Origin of the sequence: Micromonospora sp. NPDC049081 (genome assembly GCF_040648835.1) — a bacterium.
Lineage (GTDB): Bacteria > Actinomycetota > Actinomycetes > Mycobacteriales > Micromonosporaceae > Micromonospora > Micromonospora antibiotica.
In genome coordinates, this window is record NZ_JBEZEK010000028.1 from 26,388 (window position 1) to 41,919 (window position 15,532).

Below are 15,532 nucleotides of genomic sequence, written 5' to 3' on the forward strand. Positions count from 1 at the left end.
CCTTCCCCGGCACACCGCCGGTGGGAGGGGTCCTGCCGTGCCGGTGGCCGACGATACGATCGGGCACCCCGGCTAGGAGATGACATGCGCCGCCTGCCCGCCGCCATCGTGGTGGCCACCGTCCTGCTGACCGGCGTCGGGTGCTCCGGCGACCGGGCCGACCCGCCGACCACCTCCGGCCGGCCGTCCGGTGCCGTGACCCCCGCCACCGTGGTCCCGTCCGCCGTGGTGAGCGGTTCCCCGGCGGGTGGCAACGGGCCGCAGGTGTGCGCCGACGCGGAGGCCGCGTCGACCACTGCGGTGCGCACCTACGTCGAGGAACTGGGCAAGATGATCGCGGCGGTCGGCGCGAACGACAGCACGGCGGCGGACACCGCCCGCAAACGGGCGGAGACGGCGCTGACCACGTGGCGGACCGTGTTGCGACAGCAGTCCGGCCGGGCCACCGACCCCCAGTTGAAGGCCCTGCTCGCCGACCTGGCCACTGAGATCGGCCGGCTCGGCACCGACGTCGACTCGATCGACGAGACCGAGCTGGACCGGCTCCAGCAGCGGCTGGACCAGCTCTGCTCCCGCTGACGGCGGTCGGTGGCGATGTGGTCGGTCGACCCGCCCGGCTGCCGGGAGGGCCGCTCGACAGGGGGGGTCGGTTTGGGGCGCGGGTGGATGATGGCGTACTCTTTCCTGCGGCGCACTTTGGTGTGCCGAGTTCCCGCGTGCCCGCGCTGCCGGTGTCACAGCTACCCGGCGAGTTGCCATGGGAACGACCGCCAGCAGCCTCAACGACAGGGAGTCCGCCTCCGATGTACGCGATCGTCAAGACCGGCGGCAAGCAGTACAAGGTCGCCGAGGGCGACGTGATCGAGGTCGAGAAGCTCACCGGTGCCCCCGGTGACGCGGTGAAGCTCACCGCGGTGCTCCTCGTCGACGGTGACGACCTGGTGACCGACGCGGCGAAGCTTGCCAAGGTCGCGGTGTCCGGCGAGATCGCCGCGCACACCAAGGGCCCGAAGATCCGGATCCACAAGTTCAAGAACAAGACCGGCTACCACAAGCGCCAGGGTCACCGCCAGCCGCTGACCCAGGTCAAGGTGACCGGCATCTCCAGCGGGAAGTAGGTCGTCGGACAATGGCTCACAAAAAGGGTGCGTCCAGCTCGCGTAACGGTCGTGACTCCGCGGCCCAGCGACTCGGCGTGAAGCGCTTCGGTGGTCAGGTCGTCAGCGCGGGTGAGATCCTCATCCGTCAGCGTGGCACCAAGTTCCACCCCGGTGACCTGGTCGGCCGTGGTGGCGACGACACGCTCTTCGCGCTGTCCGCCGGCTCGGTCCTGTTCGGCACCAAGCGGGGTCGCAAGACCGTCAGCATCGTGCCGCAGTAGCTCGAAGGCGAAGCGGGCCGCGGACCTCGGGTCCCGGCCCGCTTCGCCGTTTCAGGTGGGGGATGCTCCCACCGCCGGGTGCCCGTCGCCGTCGCGCCGGGGCCCGGGGGGTGTTTTCAGGTGCGGGGCCGGACCCCGCTGGAAGGATTGGCGTCGTGACGACGTTCGTTGACCGGGTCGTCCTGCACATGCAGGCCGGCGACGGCGGGCACGGCTGTGTCTCCATCCACCGGGAGAAGTTCAAGCCCTTCGGCGGCCCGGACGGGGGCGACGGCGGGCACGGCGGCAGTGTCTCGCTGGTGGTCGACCCGCAGGTGACCACGCTGTTGGACTTCCACTTCCGCCCGCACATGAAGGCCGAGAACGGCAAGGGCGGCGCGGGTTCGAACCGGGACGGCGCCAAGGGCCACGACCTGCTGATCAAGGTGCCGAACGGCACGGTCGTGCAGACCCTCGACGGTACGGTGCTGGCCGACCTGGTCGGTGTGGGCACCACCTTCGAGGCGGCGCGCGGTGGGCGCGGCGGGCGGGGCAACGCCTCGCTGGCCAACGCCCGGCGCAAGGCGCCCGGCTTCGCCGAACTGGGCGAGCCCGGTGACCGGCTCGACGTGGTGCTCGAACTCAAGAGCGTCGCCGACGTCGGCCTGGTCGGTTTCCCGTCGGCGGGCAAGTCGTCGCTGATCTCGGTGATCTCCGCCGCCAAACCGAAGATCGCCGACTACCCGTTCACCACCCTGGTGCCCAACCTGGGCGTGGTCCGGGTGGACAACCACACCTTCACCGTCGCCGACGTGCCGGGTCTGATCCCGGGTGCGGCCACCGGCAAGGGGCTGGGCCTGGAGTTCCTGCGCCACGTCGAGCGGTGCGCCGTGCTGGTGCACGTGGTCGACACGGCGACCCTGGAGCCGGGCCGGGACCCGCTGGCCGACATCGACACCATCGAGGCGGAGCTGGCCGAGTACGGCGGGCTGGCCGACCGGCCCCGGCTGGTGGCGCTCAACAAGGTCGACGTGCCCGACGGGCAGGACCTCGCCGACATCGTCCGCCCCGACCTCGAGGCGCGTGGGTTCCAGGTGTTCGACGTCTCCGCGGCCACCCGGGAGGGGCTCAAGGAGCTGACGTACGCGATGGCGGAGCTGGTCGACCAGGCCCGCCGTGCCGCGCCGCCGGCCGAGCCGACCCGGGTCGTGATCCGCCCCAAGGCGGTCGACGACGCCGGCTTCACCATCGAGGCGGCGGCCGACGGGTCGTTCACCGTCCGGGGGGTCCGACCCGAGCGCTGGGTACGCCAGACGAACTTCGACAACGACGAGGCGGTCGGCTTCCTCGCCGACCGGCTGGCCCGGCTGGGGGTGGAGGAGAAGCTGGCCAGGGCCGGCGCGAGCCCCGGTGACCTGGTCCGGATCGGCGAGCGGGAGTTCGACTGGCAGCCGACCCTGTATGCCGGCGTCGACTTCGTCCCCGGCAACCGGGGCACCGACGTGCGGCTGGAGGAGAAGTCGTCGCGCCCTGCGGCGGCCGAGCGGCTGGCCGCCCGCAAGGCCCGCCGGCAGCGCCCCGAGGACGAGCTGGTCTCGGCCCCGCACGACCTGCCGGACGACGACGAGGAGTAGCCCCGTACCGGTCGGGCCCGGGTCGTTTTCCGGAAACCTCCGCGAAACGGACCCGGCCTAGCGTGGGGTGATGCTGATCGAGTCCCGTCCCGCCACCGACCCGGAGGTCGACGCGCTGGTCGCCGCCCAGCAGCGGGAGCTGCGCGAGGCCGACGGCGGGCTGGACGGGCAGGTCACGGTGGTGCACGACGGCATCCGCTACCTGGTGGTGGTGGACGGCGGCCGGGTGGTGGCCTGTGGTGGTGTCCAGTCCCTCGACGCCGACACCGGCGAGTTGAAGCGGATGTACGTCCGCCCGGGTTACCGGGGGCGGGGGATCGCCCGGCAGTTGCTCAGTGCGCTGGAGGAGTTGGCGTTCCAGCAGGGCCACTCGGTGCTCTGCCTGGAGACGGGCAGTTACCTGCCGGCTGCGATCGGCCTCTACACCTCCTGCGGTTACCGGCCGATCCCGGTCTACGGCGAGTACGTCGACAACCCGTACAGCGTGTGCTTCGCCAAGCGGCTGCCGGTGGCGGCCTGAGCGCGAGGGTCAGCCCCGGTCGGGTGGGACGTCCAGCCGACCGCCCGTGCCGGCGTCGTTGGACAGCAGCAGCCCGACGGCGAGCATGCCGAGGCCGAGCATGAGGTGCAGCCAGCTGTCCGCGTCGTTGAACGGCACGATGTTGGCCGGGGTGTCCCGGGTGACGGCGAAACCGTAGAGCCAGAGCGCCAGGTAGAGCACCCCGCCGACGGTGAGGTAGATCCGGGCCCCGCCGAGCCGGCGGGCCAGCACCAGGCCGACCAGGCCGAAGACGAGGTGCAGCAGGTTGTGCAGCACCGACACCTGGAACACCCCGAACAGTTCCGCGCCGGAGTGGTGGCCGGCGAAGGCCAGCTCCCCGTAGCCGGTGGTGACGCCGGGGACGAAGCCGAGGATGCCGAGCAGCAGGAAGACGGCCGCGACGATGGTGGCGACCAGCTGGACCCGGGGCTTCGGGGCGGCCGGGGCGGGCCGTCGCGTGGCGTGGGCCATCGCTGTCACCTCCAGGGGCCGACGGTCGGACGATCTCCATATTCTGGGCGGTGGGGCGGCCCTGGGCGGGGGAAACGACGAAAGGACCCCGACCACCTGCTGCGGCACCCGCCCGGTGGCGGGCCGGCCGGCTCCGGCGGCCGGACCCCATGGCCGGCCGGTCGGACCCGGTCAGCGGCCCGGGGTGGCCGGGTGAGTCCCGGTCAGCGGCCCGGGTGGTGGGTCAGGCCCGGTCAGCGGCCCCGGGTGGCGGGATCGGCGCGGATCCACCGGGTCAGGTCGCTGGGCTCCACCGGGGTCAGTTGGCGGCGCAGCGCCCGTACCGAGTGGGCCGGCAGCCGGACCCCGCCGCGACCCACCCCACGGGCCAGCGCGAGCCAGCCGCAGACCCCGCGTTCGAGCAGCCAGAACGGCGCGGCCAGCGCGGTGGTCGGGGGGAACACCGCCGATCCGCCGGCCCGCCGTCGGCCGGCCTCCGCCACCGCCACCGCAGTGGCCGCCGCTCCGGCCAGCAGACCCGGCCGGCGGGCCAGCACCGCGGCCAGCGCCCCGGGCAGCACCGCCAGCGCGACCAGCAGCCGCGCCGGCCGGGCCAGGTCGTCGTACGCCTGGCGGACCCGCTGCCTGCGGAAGTGCGCCACACCGGGCGGCAACCGTCGTACGTAGAGCCAGGCGGGGCTGGCCTCGGTCCCGCCGTACGCCCGGACGGTGCGGACCAGTTCCAGGTTCTCGAAGAGCACGTCCGGGTCGTAGCCGCCCATCGCCCGGAAGGTGCTGCGCCGCACCGCCAGGGTGCCCGGCCGGTCCGCGCCGAACGCCCGGTTGAGCAGGGTCCGACCGGTGTCCCACCAGGCGTGCCAGGGCAGCGGGTGGAAGTAGTGCTGCGGGCGGACCAGGTCGGCGGTGTCCAGCAACCGGTGCACCGCCCGCAGCCCCGCCTCGTCGTACCGGACGTCGTCGTCGGCGATCACCACGTGTTCGTGCCGCGCCGCCGCCACCCCGGTCAGCACCGCACGCACCGTGGCGTTGACGCCGTGCACCGTCGGATCGGGTGGCAGGTGGCGCAGCAGGCCGTGCCAGCGGGCGGCGTGCCGGGAGAAGACCTCCGGCGGTGAGCTGTCGACCACGGTCACGTCGACCAGCCGGCCCAGCGTGTGCAGGTAGCCGGTCAGCTCGTCCGGGCCGTCGTCGTCACCGTGGCACAGCGGCAGGACGTACTCGACGGGGAGCCGGGGTGGGCCGCCCGGCGTGGCGGTGCGGCGGGACCCGACCGGGACCGGCCGCGCGGCGGGGGCGCTCATCCGCCCGCCGCCCAGCGGCCCTGGAAGGTGCCGGTACGGCGGTGCCGGCCGGTGCGGCGGGCCCGGCGGGTGACGGTGGCGGGCAAGGGTCCTCCCGGTGACGGCGGTCCCCGGGCATCCCCCGCCCGCGCCGGGACAAACCGCGTGGCTCCCCGGTACGCCTCGGTTCACCCGCCGGTGTCCGGCGATCCCGCGCCCGGGCGGCTCAGTCGGCGCGCTGGACGCCGGTGAGCACGAAGCCGCTGGGGGGCAGGGTCGGGACCCGGGACAGGTCCAGGGCCAGGTCCTGTGGTGGCACCTGGTAGTCCATCGCCCCGGCCAGCAGACCGACCGCCTGTTTCATCAGCTCGATGGTGATCCACTCCCCGGCGCAGCGGTGGCCGCCCAGGTGGCTGCCTCCGCCCTGCGGCACGAAACCGTACGGGTCGTCGCGCCAGCCGGCGAACCGCTCCGGGCGGAACTGCTCCGGTTCGGGCCAGAGCCGGGGGTGGTGGTTGGTGCCGTACAGGTCGAGCAGCACCCGGCGGTCCTGGGGAAAGTGGTGTCCCTGCCACTCGAAGGAGTGCCGCACCCGGGCGAAGGCGACCGGGAAGAACGGGTAGTAGCGGCGTACCTCCTGGACGAACCACTCGGTCGGCTCGTCGCCGGTGCGGACCCGGTCCCGCCAGGCCGGGTGGTCGTGCAGGGCCAGGGCGGCGAAGACCACGTACCGGTCGACGGCCACGGTGGGGCGCAGCACGTTGATCAGTTCCACCGCGGCGACCCGGCGGGGCAGCAGCCGCCCCTGGGCGTCGCGGTGTTCGGCGATGACCGCCAGCGCGCTTCCCGCCGGCGCGGCCAGGGTGCCGATGCGTACCCGCTCCACCACGTCGGCGATCCAGCGTTCGGCGCGCAGGCGTCCGCGCAGCCCACGCCAGTGCCGGAGACCCAGCGCGGCCGGCCCGTCGATCATGGCCTGCATCTGGGCGTTGCGCCGGGCGACCTCGCTCTCCGGCAGCGGTACGCCCGCCCAGGCGCAGACGGCCCGCAGGAGCAGTGGGCCGATCTCGTCGCGCAGCACCACCGGGCCGGGTCCACCCCAGCTCGCCAGTCGGGTGCGCCACTGTTCGGCGAAGAGTTGGCCGAGCCGCGCGACGCCCGACGGGGTCATGATCGACATGAACATGGCCTTGCGGTCGGTGTGGGCCGCGCCGTCGAGGCCCTGCACCCCGCCCTGCCCGGTCAGCGTCCGCTGGCCCCGCTTGGGTGCCGCCCCGGCCCGCCGGAACCGCTCGGTGTCGTAGAACAGCTCCGCCGCGTCCCGCCCGCGTAGGAAGATCGTCGGTTCCAGCAGCAGCCGCGCGGTGAAGATGTCGGTGTCGTAGCGCTCGCACCGGGTGCTGATGAACCGGTAGCCCTCGCGGAAGAACGCCAGGGTGCTCTCCGGGCTGCGGTCGGCCGGGGTGGTGGCCATCGGGCTCTCCTGACGCGGTGACGGTGGGCGGACCCGGCTGGTCGGCCTTGGGTGTTCTACCCGGGTTTGGGGCATTGAATCCCCCGGCCGGCCCGACACCGCGGCGGGCCGGGTCGGCTGTGGGCCAGCAGCCGGGCGACCGCTGGCCCCTCCCGCGACGCCGGAAACCTGGTTGGCTCAGCGACAGGGCCACCACGGGTGGCCGGGCCGACGACGGGGGAGGACCGGATGCGGGAAAACACACCGCCGTACTGGCGGGAGCGGCGGCTGGTCGACCTGCCCGGTGGGCCCGGTGGGGTCCGCCCACCGGATCAGCCGCTGATCCGGCGTCCCCGTCGGCAACCCCGACACTTCGCCGTGCACCTGGGTTTCGTCGCCGACGGGCCGGAGCAGGCCCGGGAGCTGGCGGTGGCGTACGCGCAGGCACTGAGCCTGCTCCGCCCGGAGCTGGTGCTGGCCTCGGCCGCCCTGTCACCGGCCGGCTCCTGGCGGGCCGCGCAGCGGCTCTTCTGTCACGTCGTCGGCCCGGACGGCGAGCGTTGCGTCGACGTCGCCGGCCACCCGGGGTTCCATTACGCACCCGGTCCGGGCGGGCTCGGCTGGGGCGAGGGGGACGGGTGAGTCGGGGGCCCGACACCGGTCGACCGGCCGGCCGCCCGATGGCCAGCCGGACGCCCGCCGGGCCGGTGCCCCCGGGGATAGGGTGTCTCGCCACCTACCGCCCGGGGGTCGGTGTCCGGCGCTCAGTCGAGGTCGAACTCGCCGTCCTGCGCGCCTGCGACGAACGCGTCCCACTCGGCCTGGGTGAAGACCAGGACCGGGCCGTCCGGCTCGGCCGAGTTGCGCATCCCGATCAGGTCGTCCACGAAGGCCACCTCGACCGCGCTGTCGGAGGTGTCTCCCTCGGCTCGCTGCCAGACCGCCCGGGACAGGTCGAAGTCGCCCTTGGGGTGCTGACCCATTGTTGATCCTCCATTGCCGCGCGTATCGGGAAGCCCGGCCGGCTCCCCGTCGGGCAGGATAAGCGGATGCCGAGCCTGACCCGTGTAGAGGCGACCGCGCGTCGCGCACTGATCGATGTCGAGTCCTATCAGGTGGACCTCGATCTGACCGGTAGCGAGGAGCGCTTCCGGTCGACGACCACCATCCGGTTCCGGGCAACCGCCGGTGCCGAGACCTTCGTCGAGGTCAAGCCCGCGACCCTGGAGACGGTCCGGCTCAACGACCGGGAGCTGGACCCGGGAGCGCTCACCGACGGCCGGTTCCCCCTCAGCGGACTGGCGGCGGAGAACACCCTCACGGTCACCGCCGAGATGGCCTACTCCAACACCGGTGAGGGGATGCACCGGTTCGTCGACCCGGCCGACGGGGCGACGTACCTCTATGCGATGTCGTTCCTGGACGAGGCGCCGCGCATCTTCGCCGCCTTCGACCAGCCCGACCTCAAGGCCCCGGTGACCCTCGCGGTGACCGCCCCGCCAGAGTGGACGGTGGCCGCCAACGGCCCGCTCGCCGCCAACCCGGCCCCGGGCCGCTGGGAGTTCGCCCCCACCGCGCCGCTGGCCAGCTACTTCGTCACGCTGATCGCCGGCCCCTGGCACGTCCGGCGGGACGACCACGACGGCATCCCGCTCGGCGTCTACTGCCGGCAGTCGTTGGCCACCCACCTCGACGCCGACCTCGACGAGATCCTCACCGTCACCAAGCAGTGCCTGGACCGCTTCCACCAGCTCTTCGCCGAGCCCTACCCGTTCGTCAAGTACGACCAGGCGTTCGTGCCGGAGTTCAACGCCGGGGCGATGGAGAACCCGGGCCTGGTCACCATCCGCGACGACGACGTCTTCCGCTCGGCGGTCACCGACAGCGAGCGGGAGCAGCGGGCCACCACCATCGCCCACGAGATGGCCCACATGTGGTTCGGTGACCTGGTCACCATGCGCTGGTGGGACGACCTGTGGCTCAACGAGTCCTTCGCCGAGTACCTGGGCAACCGGGTCACCGCCGAGGCGACCCGGTTCGACCGGGCCTGGACGACCTTCGCGATCCGCCGCAAGGCCTGGGGGTACGCCGCCGACCAGCGCCCGTCCACCCATCCGGTCGCTCCGGACGAGGTCGCCGACGCCGCCCAGGGCCTGCTCAACTTCGACGGCATCTCGTACGCCAAGGGCGCCAGCGTGCTCCGCCAGCTCGTCGCCTGGCTCGGCGACGACGCCTTCCTGGCCGGGCTCAACCGGCACTTCGCCGCCCACCGCTTCGGCAACGCCACCCTGGCCGACCTGCTCGCCAACCTCAGCGCCGCCAGCGGGCGGGACCTCACCGACTGGGCCGACCGGTGGCTGCGTCAACCGCAGGTCAACACGCTGCGGACGGAGACCTCGGTGGACGCCGACGGCCGGTGGTCCTCGGTGGCGGTGGTGCAGACCGCGCCGCAGGAGTACCCGGTGCTGCGCCCGCACCGGATCGCCGTCGGCCGGTACACCCCCGACGGCGCGGCCGAACGGATCGAGGTCGACCTCGACCCGGCCGCCGACCGGGGGCGCACCGAGCTTCCCGAGCTGACCGGTCGGGTCGCCGAGGGCCTGCTCCTGCCCAACGACGGTGACCTCACCTTCGCCAAGATCCGGCTCGACCCGGCGTCGGCGGACGCGGTCGGCACCGTGCTGCCCACGCTCACCGACCCGCTGGCCCGCGCCCTGCTCTGGGAGGAGTCGTTGGACGCGGCGACCGACGGCGAGCGGCCGGTGTCGGCGGTGGTGTCGTTGCTGACGGTGGCCCTGCCCGCCGAGACCGAGGTGGCCGTCGCCGAGAGCGTGCTCGCCCGCAGTCGCAACCTGGTCGACCGCTACCTCGACCCGCTCGCCCGCGACGCCGCCCTGCTGCGGACGGCCGAGGCCTGCGCCGCGCTGCTCGACACCGCCCCGGCCGGCGGTTCGCTGCAACTGGCCGCCGCCCGGGGGCTGCTCTCCACCACCGCCGACGCGGACCTGCTGGCCGGGTGGCTGGCGGGCCGGGAGGTGCCGGCCGGGCTGGCCGTCGACGCCGAGCTGCGCTGGGCGCTGCTGCACCGGCTGGTGGTGCTGGGTGCGGCCGGTGAGCCCGAGATCGCCGCCGAGGCGTCGGCCGACCGCAGCGCCACCGGTGCCGAGCGGGCGGCCCGGTGCCGGGCGGCCCGGCCCGAGGTGGCCGCGAAGGACGCCGCCTGGGAGATCATCACCCGGGACACCAGCTGCTCCAACCGGCTCGTCGAGGCGGCGGCCGAAGGGTTCTGGCAACCCGAGCAGGCCGAGCTGACCGGCACGTACGTCGACCGGTACTTCACCGAGATGCCGGCGGCGGCGCGACGGCGTACCGCCTGGGTGGCCGAACGGGTCGCCCGGCTGGCCTTCCCCCGGTACGCCGTGGCCCAGCCCACCCTGGACTCGGCCGCGGCCCTGCTCAGCCGGGACGACCTCACCCCCGGGCTGCGCCGCAGCGTCGTCGACGCCGCCGACGACCTGCGTCGGGCGCTGGTCGCCCGGACGGCGGTCGCCGCTGCCGCCGCCTGACGGGGCCGGTGGGGATGCCCGGCATCCCCACCGGCCGCTCAGGCGGGGTGGGCCGGGCCTACGATCATCGGGTGGAGGACGACATCCGGCGGATCGGCATCATGGGCGGCACCTTCGACCCGATCCATCACGGCCACCTCGTGGCGGCTAGCGAGGTGGCGGACCGGTTCGGCCTGGACGAGGTGGTCTTCGTGCCGACCGGCCAGCCGTGGCAGAAGGCGGACACCCCGGTCAGCCCGGCCGAGGACCGTTACCTGATGACGGTCATCGCCACCGCCTCCAACCCGCGTTTCCAGGTCAGTCGGGTCGACATCGACCGTGGTGGCCCCACCTACACCGTCGACACCCTGCGTGACCTGCACCACGAGTACGGCCCGAAGGCGCAGCTGCACTTCATCACCGGCGCGGACGCGCTGGAGCGGATCCTGTCCTGGAAAGACCTGGACGAGATCTTCGCGTTGGCCCACTTCATCGGCGTCACCCGGCCCGGGTTCGCGTTGACCGACGAGCACCTGCCCGCCGACACGGTCAGCCTGGTGCAGGTGCCCGCGATGGCGATCTCGTCGACCGACTGCCGCGACCGGGTCGGTCGGGGGGAACCGGTCTGGTATCTGGTGCCCGACGGTGTGGTGCAGTACATCGCGAAACGACGGCTCTACCAGCAGTGATTCCGCCCGGTAACCGCCAGTTCATCCCGGTAACCGGCCAGAACTGACAAGTCGTCTCCGCGTCGGGTGTGAGACGCTTGACGGGTCGCACGGTTGATCGAAGGAGAACGGTGACAGTTTCCGAACGCGCTCACGAGCTGGCGATGGCCGCCGCCCAGGCTGCGGCCGACAAAAAGGCGCAGGACATCGTCATCATCGACGTGGGTGACCAGCTCGCCATCACCGACGCGTTCCTGGTGGCCTCGGCGCCCAACGAGCGCCAGGTGATGGCCATCGTCGACGCCATCGAGGAGCGGTTGCTGGAGCTGCCCGAGAAGGCCAAGCCGCTCCGCCGCGAGGGCGAGCGCGGTGGCCGCTGGGTGCTGCTCGACTACGTCGACATGGTGGTCCACGTCCAGCACACCGAGGAGCGCGAGTTCTACGCCCTCGACCGGCTCTGGAAGGACTGCCCGCAGCTCCCGTTCGTCGACCGCGACCTGGTCGACGCCGACGCCACGGGTGCCGCCGCCGAATGACCCGCCTGATCATCTGGCGGCACGGCAACACCGACTGGAATGCTGCCGGCCGGGTCCAGGGGCAGACCGACGTACCCCTCAACGACCTCGGCCGGGAGCAGGCCCGTAGCGCCGCGCCGCTGCTCGCGGCGCTGCGCCCGGACGTCGTCGTCGCCTCCGACCTGTGCCGCGCCGCCGACACCGCCGCCGCGCTCGCCCAGCTCACCGGCCATCCGGTCCGCCCCGACGCGAGGCTGCGGGAACGCCACTTCGGCCACTGGCAGGGCCTCGCCCTGACCGACGCGGCCGAACGGTTCCCCACCGAGTACGCCCGCTGGCGGGCCGGCGACCCGGACCCGGGCGCGGGCATCGAACCCCTCGACGACCTCGGCAAGCGCGTCGGTACGGCGCTGCTGGCCGCCGTCGAGCTGGCCGACGGTGGCACGGTCGTGGTCGCCACCCACGGCGGCGCGGCCCGGCAGGGCGTCGGTCACCTGCTCGGCTGGGACCATGACGTGCTGCGCAGCGTCGGCGCACTGGCCAACTGCCACTGGACCGAGCTGCGTCGCAACGACGTCCGGGGCTGGCACCTGCGCGCCCACAACGTCGGCCCGCCGGCCCGGCCGGCGTCGTCCGAGCCGGTCTGAGCCGGCCGGCGCGGGCGACCCGCCCCGGCATCGGCTAGCGTGCCGGTCATGTCCGTCGCGGTCGTCACCGACTCCACCGCCTACCTGCCCCCCGAGCCGGTGCGGGCGCACCGGTTGACCGTGGTGCCGTTGACCGTCGTGCTCAACGGAGCGGAGGGGCTGGAGGGGGTGGAGACCTTCCCCGCCGACGCCACCCGGGCACTCGGCGGCCGGCGGGTCTCGGTGAGCACGTCCCGACCGTCGCCGGCCCAGTTCGTCACGACGTACCGGCGGTTGCTGGCCGACGGTGCGGACGGGGTGGTGTCGGTGCACCTGTCGGCGGAGCTGTCCGGCACGGTGGCGGCGGCCCGGCTCGCCGCCGCCGAGGTCGGTGACCGCGTCGAGGTCGTCGACAGCCGGTCCGCCGGGATGGGGCTCGGCTTCCCGGTGCTCGCCGCCGCCACGGCCGCCGAGACCGGTGCCGACCTGGCCGGGGTACGCGCCGCAGCGCTGGCCGCCGTCGACCGGACGACCATCTTCTTCTATGTCGACACGCTGGAGTTCCTGCGCCGGGGCGGCCGGATCAACGCGGCCGAGGCCCTGCTCGGCACCGCCCTGTCAGTCAAACCGATCATGCACATGCCCGACGGCGCGATCGTGGTACGCGACAAGGTGCGTACCGCCAGCCGGGGAGTGGCCCGCCTGATCGACCTGGCCGTCGAGGCAGCCGGCGACGCCGACGTGGACCTCGGGGTGCACCACCTCGCCGCCCCGCAACGCGCCCAGCAGTTGGTCGAGGCGCTCACCGCCCGACTCGGCGACCGCCTGCACGACACCTACGCCTCCGAGGCGGGTGCGGTGGTCGCCGCCCACGCCGGACCGGGACTGGCCAGTGTCGTGGTCCACCGCCGGCCGGCCTGACGCGGGGTGGGTGAGCGGCACCGATGGCCGGCACCCGCCCGTACCGCGCGCGGAGCGGGTCGTTTCGTGCCGGCGTCAGGCGCGCTTGGCGAACCCGACGAACGACCGCCAGGTCGTCGGATCGAAGGCCAGCACCGGGCCGGACGGGTCCTTGCTGTCGCGCACGGCCACGACACCGGGCAGGTTGTCCGCCACCTCGACGCAGTCGCCGCCGCCGGTCCCGCTGCGGGTGGACTTCTTCCAGTTGGCGCTACTGAGGTCCATTATGCCTCTCAACTTCCTTTACCAGGTCGATGGACTGCTGGCGGGGGAGCGCTTCGTTGCGAATGCTCTCCCACCTTGCTAGAAGCGTAGCCAGATCATCCTGCCCATCGATGACAGCCCCGCCAAGCTGGTTCTCCAGATGACCCACCCATCCACCGTCAGCCCCCATGGCCAACGCTAGCGGCCCGGATAACCCAACGTGTAAGCCGGCACTCGTCGGGATGATCAGAATGTGCACATGCGGCAGTTCGGCCACCTTTGACAGGTGCGCGAGCTGTTCCCTGGTGACCGGGTCGTGGTGGCGTAGGGCGGCCTCGTCGATGACCGCGACAACCTGCGGCGGGTTCTCCCTGGTGAGAATCACCTGACGCTCCAGGCGGTTCTGCGCCTGACGTTCGACCTCATCCTCCGACCGCAGGTCGTCGAAGCGAAACACCCGCCGGGCATAGGCCGAGGTCTGGAGCAGGCCAGGGACGAGGGTCGGGTTGTAGTACCTGAGTTGTTGAGCGTTGCGTTCGGCCTCCAGCCACGGCATGAACCAGGACGCCTGTCCGTCCCGCTCGGCCATCGTCAACAGGGCCAGGAGTAGGCCCCCCGTCTTGAGGACGTCGTCGGCACGCCCGAGGAACTGCCGATCAAGGGGGCGCTGACCCAGCTCGATCGCCGACACCATCGACGCCGAGTAGTGGACTATCTTGCCGAATTCTTCCTGGCTGAACCCTGCGCTGGCGCGCATCCGACGGAGTTGGGCCCGGATGAGTTCCGCCGTGCTTTCCTCCACAGTTCCTCCACAATCTTGCCGTGAATTCCGACCGCTATCCCTACCCGCCACCTCGGTTGCGCATCTGCGCCGAGGAAGCCGTCTATGGCTTCCGAGAGTAGTGGTGTCCTCACCAGACTGTCATTCAGGTGGGTCGGCTCCGACAGGACAGCGTTGGGGCCGGCTTCGCGGTGGGGCCGCTCCCGTCCAGGGGGGACGGGAGCGGCCCCCTTCCAGTCTCACGGGAGGTCGAGATGATCCGCACGATCAGGCGGTGGAGGGCCAGGAGGCGCGCGAACGGGGGCCGCCGGTGACCGGCGAGCCCGACCTCGACGGTGTCGTCACCTTCGAGGTGCACCTGGGCTGCCACCCGACGTGGATCTGCGAAGCGTGCGCCGAGCCCTGGCCGTGCTCCACCTTCCGGGCGATCCCGACCGACGACGTCACGGACCGCCTGCTGCCGGTCATGTCCTTCATGCTGCGTACCGCGATCAGGGACCGGCGGGAGCAGGCGCAGGGGCCGGAGCCGCACGAGATCGCCCGGCGGTTCCTGTGGTTCCTGGGCCTGACCGACGACGAGGCGCGGGCCAGCGCCGCGACGGTGCGGTGATGCCGGTGGTCCGTCCGCCCGTACCGCACGTCGCCATGCGCCCGCTGTGGCGCTGCCGCAACTGCGGCAGGGAGTGGCCGTGCCAGCCGGCCAAGCTCGCGCTCCTCGTCGAGTACCGGGGGAACCGGACCGCCCTGCTCGTCTACCTCGGCACCCTGATGCAGGAGGCGGCGAGCCAACTCACCCAGCTCAACCCCGACCGGCACGCGGACCTGGCGGACCGCTTCGTCGCCTGGGCGCGGGCCCGAGGATGAGGGCCGGTGTACGTACGGGCCGACCAGTCCTGCCTGCCCGTGCCATAGCAGATCCCGGCCATGGTCAGGTGGTTGTCCACAGCCCCGGTCGTCGTCCACAGCCGACCTCCGTCGGGCTGAGCGGGTGCCGTCCGTCGGCCTAACCTCGCGCCGTGTCGGAGGATGAGGAAACCATGGTGCGGCGACGGCTGTACCGGCTGACCGACGGGGTGTCGACGGTGCGGGCGGCGGGGCCGCCGGAGCCGCCACCCCGCGCGTACCGTCCGGCGGTCGGGCTTCGCGTACCGTCCGGCGACGGCGCGGGTGGGGTGCCGGCCGGGCGGCCCGGCCCAGCCGGCGGCTCCAGCTCCCGCCGGGCCGCCTCACCGGAGGTCGGTGGTCTCCCCGTCGGCGGTTCACCCGGGGTGGGCGCGCGCGTCGTCGACCTTCCCGCCGCCGACCGGTCGCGTCAGGCAGACCTGGACGATCCGGCCCCGGGTGGTGGGGCGTCCCGCCGCGAGACACTCGACCCCGACCGGCTGCCCCGCCGCGAGGCACTCGACCCCGACCGGCTGCCCCGCCGCGAGGCACTCGACCCCGACCGGCTGCCCCGCCGCGAGGCACTCGACCCCGACCGGCTGCCCCGCCGCG

19 protein-coding genes and 1 pseudogene are annotated in these 15,532 nt (G+C 73.0%); 14 read left to right on the forward strand and 6 right to left on the reverse strand.

All coding sequences use genetic code 11. The annotated features are described in order from the left end of the window. The first annotated feature begins 84 nt into the window (after positions 1–84). The 5 genes from AB0B63_RS27920 to AB0B63_RS27940 all read left to right on the forward strand — a co-directional run bounded on the left by AB0B63_RS27920 (position 85) and on the right by AB0B63_RS27940 (position 3,514). Positions 85–579 (forward strand): hypothetical protein, encoded by a 495-nt coding sequence (locus tag AB0B63_RS27920; protein ID WP_208570140.1) that lies wholly within the window; start codon positions 85–87, stop codon positions 577–579. A 224-nt stretch (positions 580–803) separates the two neighbouring features. Then, positions 804–1,118 carry a 50S ribosomal protein L21 gene (rplU, locus tag AB0B63_RS27925; RefSeq protein WP_067312477.1) on the forward strand — a complete coding sequence of 105 codons (315 nt, stop codon included), beginning with the start codon at positions 804–806 and terminating at the stop codon, positions 1,116–1,118. Between the two features lie 11 nt (positions 1,119–1,129). Next, positions 1,130–1,381, forward strand: coding sequence for a 50S ribosomal protein L27 (rpmA, locus tag AB0B63_RS27930; protein ID WP_208570139.1), 252 nt, complete (start codon positions 1,130–1,132; stop codon positions 1,379–1,381). Positions 1,382–1,536: 155 nt separating this feature from the next. Further along, entirely contained in the window at positions 1,537–2,994 is a 1,458-nt protein-coding gene (gene obgE / locus AB0B63_RS27935) for a GTPase ObgE (protein ID WP_357024020.1), read from the forward strand. 70 nt (positions 2,995–3,064) lie between these two features. Beyond that, the gene (locus AB0B63_RS27940; protein WP_208570137.1) at positions 3,065–3,514 is read left to right on the forward strand and encodes a GNAT family N-acetyltransferase; all 450 of its coding nucleotides are present in this window, start codon (positions 3,065–3,067) and stop codon (positions 3,512–3,514) included. Between the two features lie 9 nt (positions 3,515–3,523). Here AB0B63_RS27940 and AB0B63_RS27945 read toward each other — a convergent pair whose 3' ends face one another. From AB0B63_RS27945 to AB0B63_RS27955, 3 genes are all read right to left on the reverse strand, one after another. Continuing rightward, positions 3,524–4,006: a DUF4383 domain-containing protein gene (locus tag AB0B63_RS27945; protein ID WP_208570136.1), complete on the reverse strand. Its 483-nt coding sequence runs from the start codon at positions 4,004–4,006 to the stop codon at positions 3,524–3,526. Positions 4,007–4,239: 233 nt separating this feature from the next. Beyond that, positions 4,240–5,307, reverse strand: a complete 1,068-nt coding sequence (locus AB0B63_RS27950; protein WP_357024025.1) for a glycosyltransferase family 2 protein — start codon at positions 5,305–5,307, stop codon at positions 4,240–4,242. A gap of 205 nt (positions 5,308–5,512) precedes the next feature. Continuing rightward, entirely contained in the window at positions 5,513–6,760 is a 1,248-nt protein-coding gene (locus tag AB0B63_RS27955; protein ID WP_357024028.1) for a cytochrome P450, read from the reverse strand. Positions 6,761–6,988: 228 nt separating this feature from the next. Here AB0B63_RS27955 and AB0B63_RS27960 point away from each other — a divergent pair, with 228 nt between their 5' ends. Next, the gene (locus AB0B63_RS27960) at positions 6,989–7,381 is read left to right on the forward strand and encodes a hypothetical protein (RefSeq protein WP_357024031.1); all 393 of its coding nucleotides are present in this window, start codon (positions 6,989–6,991) and stop codon (positions 7,379–7,381) included. 122 nt (positions 7,382–7,503) lie between these two features. Here AB0B63_RS27960 and AB0B63_RS27965 read toward each other — a convergent pair whose 3' ends face one another. Continuing rightward, complete coding sequence (locus AB0B63_RS27965; protein WP_067312494.1) at positions 7,504–7,722, reverse strand: DUF397 domain-containing protein; 219 nt, start codon at positions 7,720–7,722, stop codon at positions 7,504–7,506. Positions 7,723–7,788: 66 nt separating this feature from the next. Here AB0B63_RS27965 and pepN point away from each other — a divergent pair, with 66 nt between their 5' ends. The 5 genes from pepN to AB0B63_RS27990 all read left to right on the forward strand — a co-directional run bounded on the left by pepN (position 7,789) and on the right by AB0B63_RS27990 (position 13,014). Then, complete coding sequence (gene pepN / locus AB0B63_RS27970) at positions 7,789–10,305, forward strand: aminopeptidase N (protein ID WP_357024035.1); 2,517 nt, start codon at positions 7,789–7,791, stop codon at positions 10,303–10,305. A 71-nt stretch (positions 10,306–10,376) separates the two neighbouring features. Next, positions 10,377–10,973: a nicotinate-nucleotide adenylyltransferase gene (gene nadD / locus AB0B63_RS27975; protein ID WP_208570132.1), complete on the forward strand. Its 597-nt coding sequence runs from the start codon at positions 10,377–10,379 to the stop codon at positions 10,971–10,973. A 110-nt stretch (positions 10,974–11,083) separates the two neighbouring features. Further along, positions 11,084–11,488, forward strand: a complete 405-nt coding sequence (gene rsfS / locus AB0B63_RS27980) for a ribosome silencing factor (protein ID WP_208570131.1) — start codon at positions 11,084–11,086, stop codon at positions 11,486–11,488. Next, complete coding sequence (locus AB0B63_RS27985; RefSeq protein ID WP_208570130.1) at positions 11,485–12,114, forward strand: histidine phosphatase family protein; 630 nt, start codon at positions 11,485–11,487, stop codon at positions 12,112–12,114. The genes rsfS and AB0B63_RS27985 overlap by 4 nt, the downstream gene beginning before the upstream one ends. 48 nt (positions 12,115–12,162) lie before the next feature. Continuing rightward, positions 12,163–13,014, forward strand: a complete 852-nt coding sequence (locus tag AB0B63_RS27990; RefSeq protein WP_357024040.1) for a DegV family protein — start codon at positions 12,163–12,165, stop codon at positions 13,012–13,014. A gap of 75 nt (positions 13,015–13,089) precedes the next feature. Here AB0B63_RS27990 and AB0B63_RS27995 read toward each other — a convergent pair whose 3' ends face one another. Next, entirely contained in the window at positions 13,090–13,278 is a 189-nt protein-coding gene (locus tag AB0B63_RS27995) for a DUF397 domain-containing protein (RefSeq protein ID WP_357024043.1), read from the reverse strand. Then, positions 13,265–14,059, reverse strand: a complete 795-nt coding sequence (locus AB0B63_RS28000; protein ID WP_357024046.1) for a helix-turn-helix transcriptional regulator — start codon at positions 14,057–14,059, stop codon at positions 13,265–13,267. Before AB0B63_RS28000 ends, AB0B63_RS27995 begins: the two co-directional genes overlap by 14 nt. A 253-nt stretch (positions 14,060–14,312) precedes the next feature. Between AB0B63_RS28000 and AB0B63_RS28005 the strand changes: the two genes are divergently transcribed. The 3 genes and pseudogenes from AB0B63_RS28005 to AB0B63_RS28015 all read left to right on the forward strand — a co-directional run. Beyond that, positions 14,313–14,648 (forward strand): hypothetical protein, encoded by a 336-nt coding sequence (locus tag AB0B63_RS28005; protein WP_357024049.1) that lies wholly within the window; start codon positions 14,313–14,315, stop codon positions 14,646–14,648. Next, positions 14,648–14,902, forward strand: a complete 255-nt coding sequence (locus AB0B63_RS28010) for a flavin reductase (RefSeq protein WP_357024052.1) — start codon at positions 14,648–14,650, stop codon at positions 14,900–14,902. The genes AB0B63_RS28005 and AB0B63_RS28010 overlap by 1 nt, the downstream gene beginning before the upstream one ends. Before the next feature lie 152 nt (positions 14,903–15,054). Next, positions 15,055–15,532, forward strand: a pseudogene (locus AB0B63_RS28015) (hypothetical protein); the annotation flags it as partial.